The following is a 16,527-nucleotide window of genomic DNA, read 5'->3' as shown; positions in this document are numbered from 1 at the left end:
GTCCGGGGCCTCGCTTCGTACGTACCGCCGGTACGGATCGTGCCGGTGGGGCGGCTAGCTTCTTCTGATGACCGCTGCCGCCGCCACCTACCGCCGGGTGCTCGCCCTGGGCGGGCCGCTGCTGCCCGTGGTCTCGTTCCTGGGGCGGCTGCCGACCGCCATGTGCCAGCTCGGCAGCGTGCTGTTGGTGGCCGAGACGAGCGGTTCGCTCACCACCGCCGGCCTGGTGGGCGGCGCCCTGGCGGCCGGTCAGACGGTTGCCGGGCCGCTGACCGGGCGGCTCGCCGACCGGCGCGGGCAGCGCCCGGTGGTGCTGGTCTGCTGCTGGCTCAACGCCCTCGCGGTGGCCGCCCTGGTGGCCGCGTCCCTGGCCCGGATGGCGACCCCGCCACTCGCCCTGATCGGCCTGTTGGCCGGGGCGAGCGTCCCCCAGGTCGGACCGCTGGCCCGTACCCGGCTGGTCGCCCTGGCGCACCGCGCGGCGGCCGGCGACCGGGTGGTGAGCGCCGCGCTGTCCTTCGAGGGCACGTTGGACGAGGTGTCGTTCGTACTCGGCCCGGCGCTGGTGGGGGTGGCCGCCTCGGTAGCGCATCCGGCGGTGGCGCTGGCGCTGGCCGCGGTCCTGTTGGCGGTCTGCGGCTCGGCGTTCGCCCTGCATCCGACCGCGGTGGTCACCGGGCCGGCCCCGGACCGCGCCCGCAAGGCCCCTCGGCCGCCGCGTGCGGCCCGCGTGCGGATGCCGCGCGCCGTGCACGCCATGCGGCTCTCCACGGCCCTCCAGGGCGCCATGTTCGGCGCCTGCCAGGCCGGCATCACCGCGCTCACCGAACGCCTCCACCAGCCCGCCCAGGCCGGCCTGGTGTACGCGGCGATGGGCGTGATGAGCGCCGTCGCCGGGCTCTCGCTCGCCCTGGTGCCGGCCCGGATCGGCCTGCCGGCCCGTTGGCGGGCGGCCGCCGCCGCGCTCATCGTGCTCTCCGCGCCGCTGCTCCTCGTCCGCTCCATGGGGGCGCTCTATCTGGTCGTGGTGGTGCTCGGGGTGGCCTTCGCGCCGCATCTGATCACGCTCTTCGGGCTGACCGAACGGCTCGTGCCGGCCGCCCGGCTGGCCGAGTCGATGGCCTTCCTGACCAGTGCGGTGGTCGGCGGCCAGGCCCTGGCGCTGGCCCTGTCCGGGCGGCTCGCCGACGCGTACGGCCCGTCCGCCGCCTTCGCGGTCGCGGTCGGCGCCGCCGTGCTGATCCTCGCCGTCGCCCTCCGCACCCGCGCCGGCTCCCGGCCCACCGCCCCCGTACGCACCGCCCGCCCCGGCCAGGGGGCCGCGATGGACCGCACCCCGACTGCCTGACGCCGCACGGGTGTTGGCCCCCTGACCCGGCGGCCCTCCCGGGTGCGCTCAGGCCGGCCGTTGGAGGACCAGCAGGCTCCGCCCGATCAGCGTCAGCCGGTCGCCGCCCTTGACCTTGGCGCCCCGGCCGTCCGCCGGCGCCTGCGGCCGGTCGGTGTCCACCACCACCTGCCACTGCCGCCCCAGGTGTTCCGGAACCGTGAACTCCTGCTCCTGCTCATGGGCGTTGAACATCAGCAGGAACGAGTCGTCGGTCACCGGCTCGCCGCGCGGCCCCGGTTCGGAGATCGAGCTCCCGTTGAGGAACACCGTCAACGACTTGTCGTGCACCGACTGCCAGTCGCGGGTCCCCATCTCCGCGCCGGCCGCGGTGAACCACGCGATGTCGGACAGCTCGTCGTGGGTGCCCTCCATCGGGTGCCCCTGGAAGAACCGCCGCCTACGGAACACCGGATGGTCCCGCCGCAGCCACACCATCTGCCGGGCGAACGCCAGCAGCGCCCGCGCCTCCTCCCGTTCGGTCGCCCCCGGCGCGAGCACCGCCCCGCCGGCCCCGTCCGCCGCGCCCTCCCGGTCGCCGTCGGGCCCCTCGTCGTCGGTCGGCGGCCGCCGCTCCGGCCACCGCACCCAGGTCAGCTCGTTGTCCTGGCAGTACGCGTTGTTGTTGCCGCGCTGGCTGCGCCCGAACTCGTCGCCGTGGCTGAGCATCGGCACGCCCTGCGACAGCATCAGCGTGGCCAGGAAGTTCCGCATCTGCCGCAGCCGCAGCCGGCGCACCGCCGGGTCGTCGGTCGGCCCCTCCACCCCGCAGTTCCAGGACCGGTTGAAGCGCTCACCGTCCCGGTTGTCCTCGCCGTTGGCCTCGTTGTGCTTGTCGTTGTACGAGACCAGGTCGCGCAGGGTGAAACCGTCGTGGCAGGTGACGAAGTTGACCGAGGCGAGCGGTCGCCGCCCGTCCTCCTGGTAGAGGTCCGACGAGCCGGTCAAACGGGAGCCGAAGTCCGCCAGGGTGCGCGGCTCCCCGCGCCACAGGTCCCGTACGGTGTCCCGGTACTTGCCGTTCCACTCCGTCCACAGCGGCGGGAAGTTGCCCACCTGGTAGCCGCCCTCCCCGACGTCCCACGGCTCGGCGATCAGCTTCACCTGGCTGACCACCGGGTCCTGGTGCACCAGGTCGAAGAACGACGACAGCCGGTCCACCTCGTGGAACTGCCGGGCCAGCGTCGCCGCCAGGTCGAACCGGAACCCGTCGACGCGCATCTCCTGCACCCAGTAGCGCAGCGAGTCCATCACCAGTTGGAGCACGTGCGGACTGCGCATCAACAGGGAGTTGCCGGTGCCGGTGGTGTCCATGTAGTAGCGCCGGTCGTCCGACAGCCGGTAGTACGAGGCGTTGTCCAGCCCCCGGAAGGACAGCGTCGGCCCCAAGTGGCTGCCCTCGGCCGTGTGGTTGTAGACGACGTCGAGGATGACCTCGATGCCCGCCCGGTGCAGCGCCCGGACCGCGGTCTTGAACTCCAGCACCTGCTGCCCGCGATCCCCCCAGGACGCGTAGGCGTTGTGGGGGGCGAAGAACCCGATGGTGTTGTAGCCCCAGTAGTTGGTCAACCCCGCGTCCACCAGCCGGTGGTCCTGGACGAACTGGTGCACCGGCATCAGCTCCAGCGCCGTGACCCCCAGCTTCGTCAGGTGGTCGATGATCGCCGGGTGCGCCAGCGCCGCGTAGGTGCCGCGCAGCTCCTCCGGGAGCTCGGGGTGGCGCATCGTCAGGCCCTTGACGTGCGCCTCGTAGAGCACCGTCTCGTGGTAGGCGGTCCGCGGCGGGCGGTCGTCGCCCCAGTCGAAGTACGGGTTGACCACCACCGACGCCATGGTGTGCGGCGCCGAGTCGAGGTCGTTGCGCACCTCGGGGCGGCCGAAGTGGTAGCCGTAGACCGCCTCGTCCCAGTCGATCACGCCGCTCATCGCCCGGGCGTACGGGTCGAGCAGCAGCTTGGCGGAGTTGCAGCGGTGCCCGTGCTCGGGCTCGTAAGGGCCGTGCGCCCGGAAGCCGTAGCGCTGCCCCGGCATCACCCCCGGCAGATACGCGTGCCGCACGAAGGCGTCGGACTCGCGCAGCTCGACGGCGGTCTCCGACCCGTCGTCGTGCAGCAGACACAGTTCGATGCGCGTGGCGGCTTCGGAGAACACCGCGAAGTTGGTGCCCGCACCGTCGTAGGTGGCACCCAACGGGTACATCTGTCCCGGCCAGACCTGCATGCGTAGTCTCTTCCACTTTCTCTACGGGGCGGCGGCGACTGACCGACACACGTCCGCGGACCGAATCGGAATCCTTTCCCCAACGTGTCCCAACTTGCCGGATAGCGGGAGATTTTCGCGTGAACTCCGCTGAACGGTGGTTCGTCTTCGGCGATGTCGGATAGTCGTACCGTGGGTCGATCGGGGGGTGAACGGGTGGTGCGGGCGGCCACCCGCGGACGGCGAGACGGCGGGTCGGTCCCGAAAGTGACTTCTCCTCGACGGACTACCTCAGATGCGCGCAGTTCACCAGGGAAAACCCGGCCAATCGGCGAATTCGCCCCTGGGTGGGCCCTCGGGGGTGGTGTCAACGGGCCGTCGCCGGAACACCCCATCGCGTGGGCCGGAATCGAACCACCGCCCCCCTCGCGGCTATGAAACCGCTCACTCCGGCCACGCTCCGCGCGCACAACCGGCAGTATGGACAAGGGGAGTTGGCAACCGACTCGATCCATCCTGCTGCACCGCCCCCCGCGCCGCAGTAGTCTGCCTTGATCGTTGGCACGGGGGTTCGGAAGGCGGTGGCAGGTGAGCGGCGGGCTGGAGTTGCCCCCTGGTGACGAGAGTCACGAGGGCCACGAGGGCGGCTCCGTCGATGCGCCGCCCGGCACGGTATCCCTGGCCCGACCGCTGGAGATCGGCGCCGAACTGGACTGGGGCGCCGACGCCTGGAGCGAGGTGCGCACCCGGGCCCGCCGGGCCGGCCGCGCCTACATCTGGCTGAATCTCGTCGAGCAGCGCCTACGGGCCGTCGTCGCGGCCGTCCTGCGCCCCATCTACGAGCCGGTGCACGGCGACGAGTGGGTCATCGCGGCCGCCGGGCCGGCGGGCCAGGAGTGGGTCCAGCGCGCCGTCGCGGTCCGCGAAGTGAGCCGCCGCAAGGGCTATCTCCTCGACCCCGCCGACGACAACATCGTCAGCTTCCTGACGCTGCCGCAGCTGCGCGAGCTGATGGTCCAGCACTGGCCGTGCTTCGAGCCCTACGTCGACGACCGCCGCGAGGTCGAGCTGGTCCTCGACGAGTTGGAGGTCGCCCGCAACATCGTCTCCCGGAACCGCGCGCTGTCCGAGACCGTCCTGGCCCAGGCCGAACGGGCCTCCGCCCGGCTCCTGGACATCCTCGGCTCCGGAGCCGGCACCCGTATTTCCGGGCGGCTGCCGATCGACGCCGTCGAGGACCTCGTCGGCGACCGCTACGCCGACGTCGTCGGGGTGCACCCCGACCGGGTCCGGTTGCAGCGCCAGCTACCGGCCGAGGACCTCTTCGGCGACGCCCGCCGCCTCGACGCGGTGGGCATAGGACTCAACCTCCTGGTGCAGAACTACTCCGGCCGCCGCCTGGTGCGGCTCGCCGAATCCGGCTGCCGGGTCCGGCTCCTCTTCCTCAACCCGGCCAGCAGCGCGGTCCGCCGCCGGGAGCGCGAAATCGGCCTCAAAAAGGGCGAGATGAGCCGCTCCATCGAGATGAACATCCTGCACATGCGGCGGGTCCGGGCCCGACTGCGGGACCCCGGCGCCTTCGAGATCCAGGTCTTCGACGAGACCCCGCGCTTCACCGCCTACCTCGTCGACGGCGACGGGCCGGACGGGATAGCCGTGGTCCAGCCCTACCTCCGCAAGAGCCGCGGCATGGAGTCGCCGGTGTTCGTGCTGCGCGGCGGCGGCCGCGAGGCGGTCCGGCAGGACGTGCGCGACGGCGACCACGGGCTCTTCGAGATCTACCGCGAGGAGTTCGAGAGCGTGTGGGCCGACTCCCGACCGGTTTCCTGAGCCGGTCCGGGCGGCCGGCGCCGGGCGGGGCCGGCCCGTTGTCAGTGGTGCGTGGGAGAGTTGGTCACATCACGGGGGAGTACCACCGAAGGAGGCCGCATGAGCTGGCATCAGGAGCTGTTGGTCAGCTTCGACCTGGAGACCACGGGCACCGACGTCGAGCAGGACCGCATCGTCACGGCCGCGCTGATCCGGCTGGAGGGGGACGGCACGGTGGCCGGGCGGCAGTCCTGGCTGCTCGATCCGGGTGTGCCGATTCCCGAGGAAGCGGCGGAAATTCACGGCATTTCGACCGCATATGTCCAAGCTCATGGCCGCCCGCCCGCCGGCGCGATAGCGGAGATCACCGAGGCGCTGGCCGAGGCCCTGCGCGCGGATCTCCCGCTGGTGGTGATGAACGCCCGCTACGACCTCTCGCTTCTCGACCGCGAGTGCCGCCGCCACGGCGTGCCGACCCTGACCGAGCGCCTGGGCCACCCGCCCGCCCCGGTCATCGACCCGCTCGTCCTCGACAAGCACGTGGACCGCTACCGCAAGGGCAAGCGCGCCCTCCAGGCGCTCTGTTGGCACTACGGCGTCCCGCTGGACGGCGCGCACGAGGCGGGTGCCGATGCGGCGGCCGCGGCCGGCGTCGCCCGTCGCATCGGCGAGAAGTACCCGGACGTCGCCCTGCCCGCACCGCGCGATCTGCACGCCCTCCAGGAGCAGGCCGCGGCGGAGCAGGCCGCCTCGTTCCAGGCGTATCTGCGCCGCTCCGGCAATCCCGGCGCGATAGTCGAGCCGGCCTGGCCGCTGATCCCGTATCAGCGCTGACGGGCCCTGGGGTCTGTCCGGCGAGTCAGGGGCGGGCCGACGCCGGTGCATCTGGTGCGGTGCAGCGCAAGGCGTCAAAGCGACCTGATAGGGGGAGCTATTGGGACGTTTCGGCAACGCCGCGAGGTGCCGTGCCAGGCGTCGTGGCCCCGGCCATGGCCCGTCGGGCAGGCGCTAGTTGGGCCGGCGGTCGTGGCGCGGGGTCAGAACGGATACCAGCGCACCGCCGCGTCCTTCTCCCGTAGGGAGGCGATCCGGCGCCGGAATTCCTTCAGAGCCGCCGGGTTCCCGGGGGCGTGCTGGGACACCCAGGCGCAGCTCGCCGTCTCCCGGGAGCCGCGCAGCACGGCGCACCCCTCCCAGTCCCTGACGTCCCAGCCGTACACCGACACGAAGGCGTCATAGGCGTCCGCGCCCAGTCCGTAGCGGTCCCGGCTCAGCGCGAGCACGACCAGGTCGTGCTCGCGCAGGTCCGAGGAGAAGGTCTCCAGGTCGACCAAGACCGGCCCCTCGGGCCCGACATGGACGTTGCGGGGCAGCGCGTCGCCGTGGATCGGCCCGCGCGGCAGATGCGGCTCCAGCGCCGTGGCAGCCAGCGCGAACGCGTCCCGGCGCCCGCGCAGATACTCCGCGTCCGACGGCGACACCGCGTCGCCGGCCAGTCGCAGCCAGCGCTCCACGCCGCCCAGCAGCTCGCGCCGGGGGAGCGCGAACGGCGGCTCAGGCAGCGCGTGGACCAGCTTCAGCAGCGCGGCGAGGTCCTGCGGCCCGGCCGGCCGAACGGCCTCCGGGAGCCGCTGCCAGTAGGTCACGGGGTGCCCGTCGGCGAGCCGGGCGGCCGGCTCCGCGGCCCGCACCGCCGGCACGCCCTCGGCCGCCAGCCACTGGGCGACGGCCAGTTCGCGCTCGGCGCGTGGTAGCAGCTCGGGGCTGCGGCCCACCCGCACCACCGGTCCGCGGTCGCCCAGGGCGAAGACGGCGTTCTCGCCGAGTGCGAGGAGCCGGGCGTCCGCCGCCGCGCCGGGGTGCCCGGCCGCGGCCAGCACGTCACGGGCGCGCGCCTCGGTGAAGGCGGGGCTGGTTTCGGTCATCGGGCGGCCTCCTGCGGTGCGGTCTCGCGCCCAGTCTTGCAGGTGCCCAAAACCACCGAGGGGCGCGGCCGCCCGGCACCGGAACGACGCTGCTCGACAGGGGAGTTGGCTCCCGCATCGAGGGGAGGTGGCGATTTTTTCACGTTGCACGATACGTATCGTCTCGTCTAGGGTCCTGGACATGCCTCAACACCCCTCGCACATCGCCATGTTCAGCATCCCGGCGCACGGTCACGTCCAGCCGAACCTCGACGTCATCCGCGAACTGGTCGACCGCGGGCACCGCGTCAGCTACGCCGTCCCGGCCGCCTTCGCCGACCTCGTCGCCGCCACCGGGGCGGAGCCCCGCCCCTGGACCTCCGTCCTGCCCACCGACGACAACCCGGAAGCCTTCGGCGCCGAACTCCTCGATCACCTCGAACCGTTCCTCGACGACGCCATCCAGGCGCTGCCGCAACTCGCCGCCGCCTACGAGGGCGACGCCCCGGACCTCGTCCTCCATGACAGCGCCTCGTTCCCGGCCCCGTTGCTCGCCCGCCGGTGGGGCGTCCCGGCGATCCAGCTGACCCCGCACATCGTCGCCTGGGACGGCTACGAGGAGGAGATGGGCGAGGCGGTGCGGGAGGAGATCCTGCGCACCGAGCGCGGTCGCGCCTACTCCGCCCGTTTCCGGGCCTGGTTGGATGAGAACGGCATGTCGGACATCGCCGAACCGGAGCTGCTGGCCGGCCGGCCAGCCCACGCCCTGGTCCTGATCCCGCGAGCCATGCAGCCGCATGCCGACCGGGTCGACGCGTCGATCTTCACCTTCGTCGGCTCCTGTCAGGGCGACCGCGCCGCGCAGGGCGACTGGCGTCGACCGGCCGGTCTGGCGCCGGACGCCAAGGTGCTCCTGGTCTCCCTGGGGTCGGTGTTCACCGACGCGCCGGATGTCTACCGCGCCACCATCGAGGCGTTCGGCGGGCGGCCGGAGTGGCATGTGGTGCTGCAAATCGGGAAGTTCACCGACCCGGCGGTGCTGGGCGAGGTGCCGGACAACGTCGAGGTGCACACCTGGGTCCCGCAGGTGGCGGTCCTCCGACAGGCGGACGCGTTCGTCACCCACGCCGGGATGGGCGGCAGCCAGGAGGGGCTGGCGAACGGGGTGCCGATGGTGTGCGTCCCGCAGGCCGCCGACCAGTTCATGAACGCCGAGACGCTGCAATCCCTCGGGGTGGCCCGGCAGTTGACCAAGGGCGAGGTGACGGCCGAGGCGCTGGCGGAGGCGGTGGGCTCGGTGGTCGACGCCCCCGACGTGGCCGGGGCGCTCCGTCGGATCCGCGCGGAGATGGCCGAGGAGGGCGGCAGCCGGCGAGCCGCGGACCTCATCGAGGCGCAACTCCCGGCGCGGTAACGGCCGGTACGCGTCTTGCGGGGCGCGAGCCTGCCACAGGGGGACAGTTGAACGTGCAAACGGTTCGTCAGCTGTCCCCCTTCATTGCGTAAACGTGAACCGCATTTCTCCGTGGTGTGTCAACTCCCCGTTCTTTTTGGCTAGTTCTCGACCGTTTTGCATTTTTACAGGGTTGTTGTGAATCTCACACGGCCCGGCTGGCCTTGAATTGCACTCGTCAATCCGACAAGGTTTCGAACCAGTCCGGCGCGGAGCCGTTCCGCTCCCTTCGGGCTGTCACGCAACGCTTCCCCCCACACCACGAACGAGGAGAACCCTCGCCATGGCTCATAAGCGTTCCAGCAAGAAGCGGCTCATCACGGCGATATCCGCCGCGGTGGCCGCCACTGGTATCGCCGCCGTCACCGCGGTCACCGCGGGCGCGTCGCCCGCCGCCGAGGGCAAGATCTACGGCGCCGACGCCAAGGGCGCCGTCAAGGGCAGCTACATCGTGCTGCTGAAGAAGTCCGCCGCGATGCACGCCGCGGAGAGCGGCGACCTCGCCGCCAAGTACGGCGGCAAGGTCAAGCGGACCTTCACCTCCGCCATCGACGGCTTCTCGACCACCGGCCTGGGTGCCGAGGACGCCAAGCGCCTCGCCGCCGACCCGGCCGTCGACAAGGTCGTCCAGAACCACACGTTCCACATCGACGGCACCCAGGAGAACCCGCCGTCGTGGGGCCTGGACCGGATCGACCAGACCGACACCAAGGGTGACGGCAAGTACAACTACCCGGACAGCGCGGGCGACGGCGTCACCGCCTACGTCATCGACACCGGCATCCACATCAACCACAAGGACTTCGGTGGCCGCGCGTCGTACGGCTTCAACGCCATCGACAACAGCAACAAGGCCGAGGACGACAACGGCCACGGCACCCACGTCTCCGGCACCATCGGCGGCACCGCCCACGGCGTCGCCAAGAAGGTCAAGCTGGTCGCCGTCAAGGTGCTCGACGGGCAGGGCTCCGGCTCCACCGAGCAGGTCATCGCGGGCATCGACTGGGTCACCAAGAACCACAAGGGCCCCTCGGTCGCCAACATGTCGCTCGGCGGCGGCGCCGACGAGGCGCTCGACGCGGCCGTGAAGAAGGCCATCGACTCCGGTGTCACCTTCGGCGTCGCGGCCGGCAACGAGTCCACCGACGCCGGCCAGAGCTCCCCGGCGCGCGTCAAGGAGGCCATCACCGTGGCCTCCAGCACCAAGGACGACCAGCAGTCGGACTTCTCCAACTACGGCAGCGTCGTGGACCTCTACGCCCCCGGCTCCGACATCACCTCGGACTGGAACGGCAGCGACGACGCCACCAAGACCATCTCCGGTACCTCGATGGCCACCCCGCACGTCGTGGGTGCCGCCGCCGTCTACCTGGCCGACCACAAGGACGCCAAGCCGGCCGACGTGGAGAAGGCGCTGACCGACGGCGCCACGCCGGACAAGATCAGCAACCCGGGCCAGGGCACGCCCAACAAGCTGCTGAAGATCGTCAAGTAACCCACCGGGTCACCCGGAACCGCACGCCGGCCGTCGCGCTCGCCCCCACGGGGCGCGGCGGCCGGCGTCGCCGCGTTTCCGGACCCCCAACGCGCCCTCCCTCGCGCGGAGTTATCCACAGGAGGCTCTCTCCGAAACCATGGGCGGCCGAGCGTGGCTACCGTCAGTGACATGCACGGAGTCACGCCGTTCCTCGGCATCAGCACCATCGTCTACGGATTCATCGGACTGATCTGCGTCGTCGTCGGCGCGGTCCGCAGGACAGGGGGGAGCCCACCATGCACACCATCACCGTCATCGTCCCGGCCCACAACGAAGAAGAGGGCCTGCCGGCCACGTTGGAATCCCTGGCCCGGCAAACCGTCCCGCCGGACCGGATCCTGGTCGTCGACGACGCCTCCACCGACCGCACCGGCGAGGTAGCCGCCGCACACGGCGCCACGGTGCTGCGCCCGCCGCGCAACCTCGGCAGTAAGGCCAGGGCGCAGAACCACGCGCTCCCGCGGTGCACCACCGATCTCGTCCTGGCCGTCGACGCGGACACCGTCCTCGCGCCCGACTACATCGAGCGCATCCTCCCGGTCTTCGACGACCCCGGGGTCGCGGTCGCCGCGGGCATGGTACGCACCCGGCACACCCGCACGGTCTGGGAGCGCGGCCGCTCCACGGAGTACCTCTTCGGCTTCCACTTCCACCGACCGATCCAGGCGCTCGCCAACAGCCCCATGGTGTGCTCGGGTTGCTGCTCGGTCTTCCGGCGGGACGCGCTGGTGGCGTTCGGCGGATTCCCCGAGCGGACCATCGTCGAGGACATGGACTACACCTGGTCCCAGCAGATCGCCGGCCGCCGCGCGGTCTATGTCGCCGACGCGGTCGCCCTCGCCGCCGATCCGGAGAACCTCACCTACTTCCGCAAACAGGTCAAGCGCTGGATGGCCGGCTTCTGTCAGAACGTCCGGCTGCACGCCGGGCCGTTGATCGTCCGCAAACCCCTGCTGGCGCTCTGGGTGTTGCTCGCCCTCTTCGAGATCGTCACCGCACCCCTGTGGTGGGCCACACCCTTCGTGGCCGCGATGACCACCGGGGCCTCGCCACCGGCCGCGGCCGCTTGGTGGGCCGGCGCCGACCTCGCGTTGACGGTGGCACCTCTGGTGTACGCCGCCCGCCGCCGAAAACTCCCGCTGCTGGGCGTGCTGGTCAACATCCCCTGCGCCTATGTCACCAAGGCCGTCAACGTCGTCTACGCCTGGAAGGCCCTGGTAGTGGAACTCCTGCTGGTCCCCCTGCACTTGGCGCGGGGCCTCACGGTCTACGAGAAGGGACGCGCGGACACGCCCGCGGGGCGGCGGGGGACGGATCGGGGGGTGGTTCCCGTGGGGACGTAGCCGGGCGGGCCCCGGGGCCTGGGGCGCGGGTGCGGCCGGCGGCTGGCGGTAGGCGTGGTCGACGGTGAGTGCGGCCGGCCGTGGGCCTGACCGAGCGCGGTCGTGGTCGAGTGTGGAGCGCTGCTGCGACGTGGCCGCCGCTTCCGGCACGGCTGCTCCCGCGGCCGATCTCGCTCGGGCCACCAGGCGGTTGGGCCGCCTGGCTGGCACCACATCAGCCCGGCAACCACGTCAGCCCGGCACCACGTCAGCCCGGCACCACGTCAGCCCGGCACCACGTCAGCCCGGCACCCCGTCAGCCCGGCAGCTTGCCAGGCGGTGCGCGGCCATCGGGCTCTGGGGCCATCGAGCTCTTGGGCCGTAAGGCCCTCAAGCCGTAAGGGCGCTCATGGTGCTCACGGTCGTCATGTCGCCGCGGGCGTGGGCCCGTACGGCCTGGTCGTAGCGGCGCAGCAGCAGGCGGGCCAGTTCGGGGGCGTCGCCGAGCACCGGGGCGAGGATGTCGGCGCGGGCCTCGCGGGCGCCGGCAGCGATCCGGTCCGGCAGGAAGCCCGGCGCGATCACGTAGGGGGCGACGGCCACCCGCTTGCAGCCGTCGGCCCGCAGTTCCCGCACGGCGTCGGCCGTGCGGGGAAGGGATGCGGAGGCGAACGCAGGTCGCACGGCACACCACTCAGCGGTGCGCCGCCACTCCCGCGCGATTTCAGCGATCACTGCGATCGCCTCCGGGTCTGAGGAGCCCGCCGAGGCCAGGACGACCCCGGTCGAGCGACGTTCACCGGGTCGCAACCCGGCCTCCGCCAACCGGCGTTCCAGAGCGCCGGTCAGGAGGGGCGAGGGGCCGAGCACCTCGGCCTGATGGATGGACAGCAGCGGTAGCCGCGCGGCGGCCTCGCGCAGCACCGCAGGGATATCGGACTTCGCGTGAAAGGCGCGAGTGAGGAGGAGCGGAAGCGCCACCACGTTCCGTACGCCGTCGGCCGAGAGGCGCTCCAACACCCGGGGAACCCGGGGTGCGTTGAAGTCGAGGTGGCCGACCTCCACGCGCAGCTCGGGCCGCAGCTTCCGGGCCCGCGCGCAGAGCGCGGAGACGGTCGCGGCGTGCCGGGGGTCGCGGCTGCCGTGGGCGATGACGAGGAGAGTGGGGCGTGTGCTCATGGGCTTCAGTTCTTGACGAGGAGGCCGCGGCTGCGCAGCACCCGGCGCTCGATCGGGGCGAAGATCAGCAACTCGATGCCGATGCCGACGATCAGGATCAGCAGGATCGCGGCCAGGACCCAGGACATGTCCTGCAACTCCCGGCCCTGCTCCAGGAGTTGCCCCAGTCCGGTGCCGAGGTCGGGTGCGTTGACGATGAGTTCGGCGGCCATCAGGGAGCGCCAGGAGAACGCCCAGCCCTGCTTGAGGCCGGCGAGATAGCCGGGCAGCGCGGCGGGGAGCAGCACATGACGGACGCCGGCGAGGCCGGTCGCGCCGATGGTGCGGCCGGCACGGAGGAAGAGGGGGGAGATCTGGTCGACACCGGACACCAGCCCGTTGGCGATCGACGGGACGGCGCCGAGCAGCACCACCGCGTAGATGGTGGCGTCGCTCAGCCCGAACCAGATGATCGCCGCCGGGACCCACGCCACCGAGGGGAGGGACTGAAGCCCGCTCAGGATCGGCCCGATCGCCGCCCGGACGGGCTTGATGCGGGCCACGATCAGTCCGAGCAGGGTGCCGATGACGACCGACGCCAGGAAGCCCAGGGCGCCGCGGGAGACGCTGGTCCACACGAAGCTCAGCAGGGTGCCTTCGAGCCACTTCTGCTGGAGCGAGCGGTAGACGTCGAGCGGGCTCGGCAGCAGGTAGTGCGGCTTGAGCTGGAAGTGATAGGCGAGCTGCCACACGCCCAGCACGATCACGATCGCGACGAGGGGAGGGAACGCTTTTGACAGCGCGGAGCGCAGCCACGGTTGCCTGGAGATCACGGTGGAGTCCAGGGCGTCGAGCCCGGCCTCCAGACCGGCGAGATCGCCGGCGCCGGGAGTCGTCCCGGTGTCCGGGGCCGCGGCCGAGTCTGACCCCGATCCCGAACCTGATCCCGAACCTGATCCCGAGTCCGGGGTCCGGTTCGCGGCTGGGGCGTTGGCTGGCCCTGTGGCGTCCTCGGCGGGCCCCCCAGGGGCCTCGGCGGGCTGTTCCGTGGCGGGCTGTTCCGCGGAGGAGGTGGTGCTGGTCTCAGTGCTGGCCATGGCGGCGGATCTCCCCACGGAGCTGTTCGGTGATCTCGACGGACAGGTCGGCGACCGCGGAGTCCTCGATGCGGCGCGGCTGGGGGATGTCCACCCGCCACTCCCGGGCGACCCGGCCGGGGCGGGAGGAGAGCAGCACGACCCGCTCGCCGAGCCGCACCGCCTCGCGGACGTTGTGGGTGACGAAGAGCACCGAGAGGCTGTTCGCGGCGGAGCCGCTGTTGTTCTGGGTCTGCCAGATCCGGGTCAGTTCGTCGTGCAGCACGTCGCGGGTGATGGCGTCGAGCGCGGCGAACGGCTCGTCCATCAACAGCAGTTGGCTGTCCTGGGCGAGCGCCCGGGCCATCGCCACCCGCTGGCGCATGCCGCCGGACAGCTCGTGCACCCGCTTGCCGTACGCGCCCTTGAGCCGGACGAGTTCCAGCAGCCGCTCGGCCTCGTCGCGGCGCTCCGCGCGCGGCACCCCGCGCAGCCGCAGCGCCAGTTCGATGTTGCGGCCCGCGGTCAGCCACGGGAACAGCGCGTGCTCCTGGAACATCAGCGCCGGCCGGCCGCCGGGCGCCTCGATGCTGCCGGCCGTCGGCTTGTCCAGACCTGCCACGAGGTTGAGCAGGGTGGACTTGCCGCACCCCGAGGCCCCCAGGAGGCAAACGAATTCGCCGGGGGCGACGTCGATGCTGATGTCGTCCAGCACCTGCTGTTGCGTGCCGGGGCGGCCGAACGATTTCGAGACGTGGTGGATGCGAGCGGCGTACGGGCCGGTGGTGCCGGCGTCCGCCGGGGCGGGCTTGGTGAGTGTGCTGGTCGTCATCGGTGTCACCTCCTGGGAGATCGGGGGGCCGGGGTCAGTTGCCGCCGAGGCCGGCGTCGTCGGCCGGCGGCTTGCCCTCGGACTTGAGCACCTTGTTCAGCAGGGTGAGGTCGTAGATGCCCTTGAGGTCGGGCTTCTTGAGGAGCCCTGCCTGGACGGCGTGGTCCGCCTCTTCCTGGAGGGTGGCGGCCAGCGGGTCGTCGGTGACGTCGACGTGCTTGAACGCCGGGTCGATGACGTCGTCCGGCAGTGCCTTACCGGTGATCGACGGGTCGGCCAGCTTGTCGTTGAGCGCCTTGACCGCCTCGGCGGGGTGCGAGCGGATCCAGGCGTTGGTCTTCACCGAGGCGCGCAGCACGGCCTCGACCGCCTTCGGGTGCTCCTTGAGGAACCGCTGCGAGACGATCACGTTGGTGATGACGAACTTGCCGTCCTTCCACAGCCGCTTCTCGTCCAGCAGCGTCTTGCCACCGGCGGCGACCAGCTTGGACGCGGTGGGCTCGGGGACCCAGGCGCCGTCGATGCTGCCCTGTTGGAAGGCGGTGGGGGTCACCTTGTTGTCGATGCGCTGGACGGTGACGTCGCCCTTGCCGCTGGTGGCGTCCACCTTGTAGCCCTTCTGGGCAAGGTAGTTGAGCAGGGCGACGTCCTGGGTGTTGCCCAGCTGGGGGGTGGCGATGGTCTTGCCCTTGAGGTCGTCCAGACCGCTGACCTTCTTGGGGTTGACGATCAGCGAGACCCCGCCGGAGGCCGAACCCGCGATGATCTTCAGGCTCTTGCCGTGCGACTTCACATAGCCGTTGATCGCGGGGGAGGGGCCGATCCAACCGATGTCGATGGCCCCGGAGTTGAGCGCCTCGATCTCCGCCGGTCCGGCGTTGAAGACCGAGGACTGTACCGCCGTGCCGCCAAGTTCCTTCTGGAACTGGCCCGTCTGGAGTCCGATCAGTGGCGTGGCGTGGGTGGTGTTGCCGAAGAACCCGATCTTGACCGAGTCGAGGCCGTCGACCTTCGGTCCCTTCGGGGCGACGGTGGCCGCGGTGTCCTTCTTGGCCTCGGAGCCGTAGCCGCAGGCCCCCAGTGCGACGGTCAGCAAGGGGACGGCGGTGGCGGCCGCCAGGAGGCGGTGACGAACGGCAGGCACGGCGGGAGTTCCTCTCGGAAGGCCGGGGCGGTGTGCGCCCCGTTAAGGCGCGCCCGGCGAGATGGTGGATCTTCGGAAGGAGGACGTGGGGGGCATGGAGTCGGAGATCACGGTCAGCGCGCACATCGGCCGACTCCGCCCTGCCCGCTGCCGAGCGCGCCGCTGCCCACGCGGCCGCCTTCCTTCGCAAAGGTCGAGAACACGTCCCTGAGCATGATCAGAAGTCCCATCCCTCGTCGTCCGCCGCGTCGTTGGGTGCGGGTGCCGCGGTGTGGGTGAAGGCGGTGCCGGTCATGCCGGCGGTGAGTGTGGTGCCGTCGGCGGGGTCGATCAGGAGGAAGGAGCCGGTGCGGCGGGAGTCGGCGTAGGTGTCCAGGGCCAGGGGTTGGGCGGTGCGCACGGTGATCTGGCCGATGTCGTTGGCGGTGAGGTGGCCGGGGGTGGGGTGGGGGGAGAGGTCGTCCAGGGTCAGGCGGGAGGGGATGTCTTTGACGAGGGCCTTGACGGTGCGGGTGGTGTGCTTGAGCAGCACCCGCTGGCCCACCTTCAGCGGACGGTCGGCGACGTGGCAGACGGTGGCTTCGATGTCCTGGGTGGGGGTGGGGGCGCCTGTGGTGGGGGCGATCAGGTCGCCGCGGGAGATGTCGAGGTCGTCGGTGAGGTGGACGGTCACCGATTGGGGTGCCCAGGCCATCTCGACGTTGGT

Annotated in this window: 12 protein-coding genes and 1 pseudogene; 6 read left to right on the top strand and 7 right to left on the bottom strand. The window is 71.5% G+C overall.

All coding sequences use genetic code 11. The annotated features are described in order from the left end of the window. The first annotated feature begins 67 nt into the window (after nucleotides 1-67). Complete coding sequence (locus tag ACFVFQ_RS32615) at nucleotides 68-1,348, top strand: MFS transporter (protein WP_383423025.1); 1,281 nt, start codon at nucleotides 68-70, stop codon at nucleotides 1,346-1,348. A gap of 48 nt (nucleotides 1,349-1,396) precedes the next feature. On the opposite strand, the gene glgX is transcribed toward ACFVFQ_RS32615, so the two are convergent. After that, nucleotides 1,397-3,607, bottom strand: a complete 2,211-nt coding sequence (gene glgX / locus ACFVFQ_RS32610) for a glycogen debranching protein GlgX (protein ID WP_383423023.1) — start codon at nucleotides 3,605-3,607, stop codon at nucleotides 1,397-1,399. A gap of 567 nt (nucleotides 3,608-4,174) precedes the next feature. Here glgX and ACFVFQ_RS32605 point away from each other — a divergent pair. Both ACFVFQ_RS32605 and ACFVFQ_RS32600 read left to right on the top strand, forming a co-directional pair. Next, nucleotides 4,175-5,416, top strand: a complete 1,242-nt coding sequence (locus ACFVFQ_RS32605; protein WP_383423021.1) for an SAV2148 family HEPN domain-containing protein — start codon at nucleotides 4,175-4,177, stop codon at nucleotides 5,414-5,416. 99 nt (nucleotides 5,417-5,515) lie between these two features. After that, entirely contained in the window at nucleotides 5,516-6,229 is a 714-nt protein-coding gene (locus ACFVFQ_RS32600; protein WP_383423019.1) for an exonuclease domain-containing protein, read from the top strand. 203 nt (nucleotides 6,230-6,432) lie between these two features. Here ACFVFQ_RS32600 and ACFVFQ_RS32595 read toward each other — a convergent pair whose 3' ends face one another. Beyond that, nucleotides 6,433-7,320, bottom strand: coding sequence for an aminoglycoside phosphotransferase family protein (locus tag ACFVFQ_RS32595; RefSeq protein WP_383423017.1), 888 nt, complete (start codon nucleotides 7,318-7,320; stop codon nucleotides 6,433-6,435). Between the two features lie 181 nt (nucleotides 7,321-7,501). On the opposite strand from ACFVFQ_RS32595, the gene ACFVFQ_RS32590 reads away from it, so the two are divergent. The 3 genes from ACFVFQ_RS32590 (at nucleotide 7,502) to ACFVFQ_RS32580 (ending at nucleotide 11,632) form a co-directional block, all read left to right on the top strand. After that, nucleotides 7,502-8,713, top strand: a complete 1,212-nt coding sequence (locus ACFVFQ_RS32590) for a macrolide family glycosyltransferase (protein WP_383423015.1) — start codon at nucleotides 7,502-7,504, stop codon at nucleotides 8,711-8,713. Between the two features lie 322 nt (nucleotides 8,714-9,035). Next, entirely contained in the window at nucleotides 9,036-10,247 is a 1,212-nt protein-coding gene (locus ACFVFQ_RS32585) for a S8 family peptidase (protein WP_383423013.1), read from the top strand. Nucleotides 10,248-10,525: 278 nt separating this feature from the next. Next, nucleotides 10,526-11,632, top strand: coding sequence for a glycosyltransferase family 2 protein (locus tag ACFVFQ_RS32580; RefSeq protein WP_383423011.1), 1,107 nt, complete (start codon nucleotides 10,526-10,528; stop codon nucleotides 11,630-11,632). A 369-nt stretch (nucleotides 11,633-12,001) separates the two neighbouring features. On the opposite strand, the gene ACFVFQ_RS32575 is transcribed toward ACFVFQ_RS32580, so the two are convergent. The 5 genes and pseudogenes from ACFVFQ_RS32575 to ACFVFQ_RS32555 form a co-directional block, all read right to left on the bottom strand. Further along, complete coding sequence (locus ACFVFQ_RS32575; protein WP_383423009.1) at nucleotides 12,002-12,790, bottom strand: sirohydrochlorin chelatase; 789 nt, start codon at nucleotides 12,788-12,790, stop codon at nucleotides 12,002-12,004. A gap of 5 nt (nucleotides 12,791-12,795) precedes the next feature. Further along, on the bottom strand, nucleotides 12,796-13,866 hold the full coding sequence (locus ACFVFQ_RS32570; RefSeq protein ID WP_383423007.1) for an ABC transporter permease: 1,071 nt from the start codon (nucleotides 13,864-13,866) through the stop codon (nucleotides 12,796-12,798). Continuing rightward, a complete protein-coding gene (locus tag ACFVFQ_RS32565; protein ID WP_383423005.1) occupies nucleotides 13,853-14,677 on the bottom strand; it encodes an ABC transporter ATP-binding protein in 825 nt (274 codons plus the stop codon). Before ACFVFQ_RS32565 ends, ACFVFQ_RS32570 begins: the two co-directional genes overlap by 14 nt. 34 nt (nucleotides 14,678-14,711) lie before the next feature. Beyond that, nucleotides 14,712-15,821 (bottom strand): aliphatic sulfonate ABC transporter substrate-binding protein, encoded by a 1,110-nt coding sequence (locus ACFVFQ_RS32560; RefSeq protein WP_383423003.1) that lies wholly within the window; start codon nucleotides 15,819-15,821, stop codon nucleotides 14,712-14,714. A 217-nt stretch (nucleotides 15,822-16,038) separates the two neighbouring features. Continuing rightward, nucleotides 16,039-16,527, bottom strand: a pseudogene (locus tag ACFVFQ_RS32555) (hypothetical protein); the annotation flags it as partial.

This window comes from Streptomyces sp. NPDC057743 (genome assembly GCF_042798755.1).
GTDB lineage: Bacteria > Actinomycetota > Actinomycetes > Streptomycetales > Streptomycetaceae > Streptomyces.
Note: the sequence above shows the minus strand (reverse complement) of the source record. Positions and strands in the feature narration are given on the sequence as shown.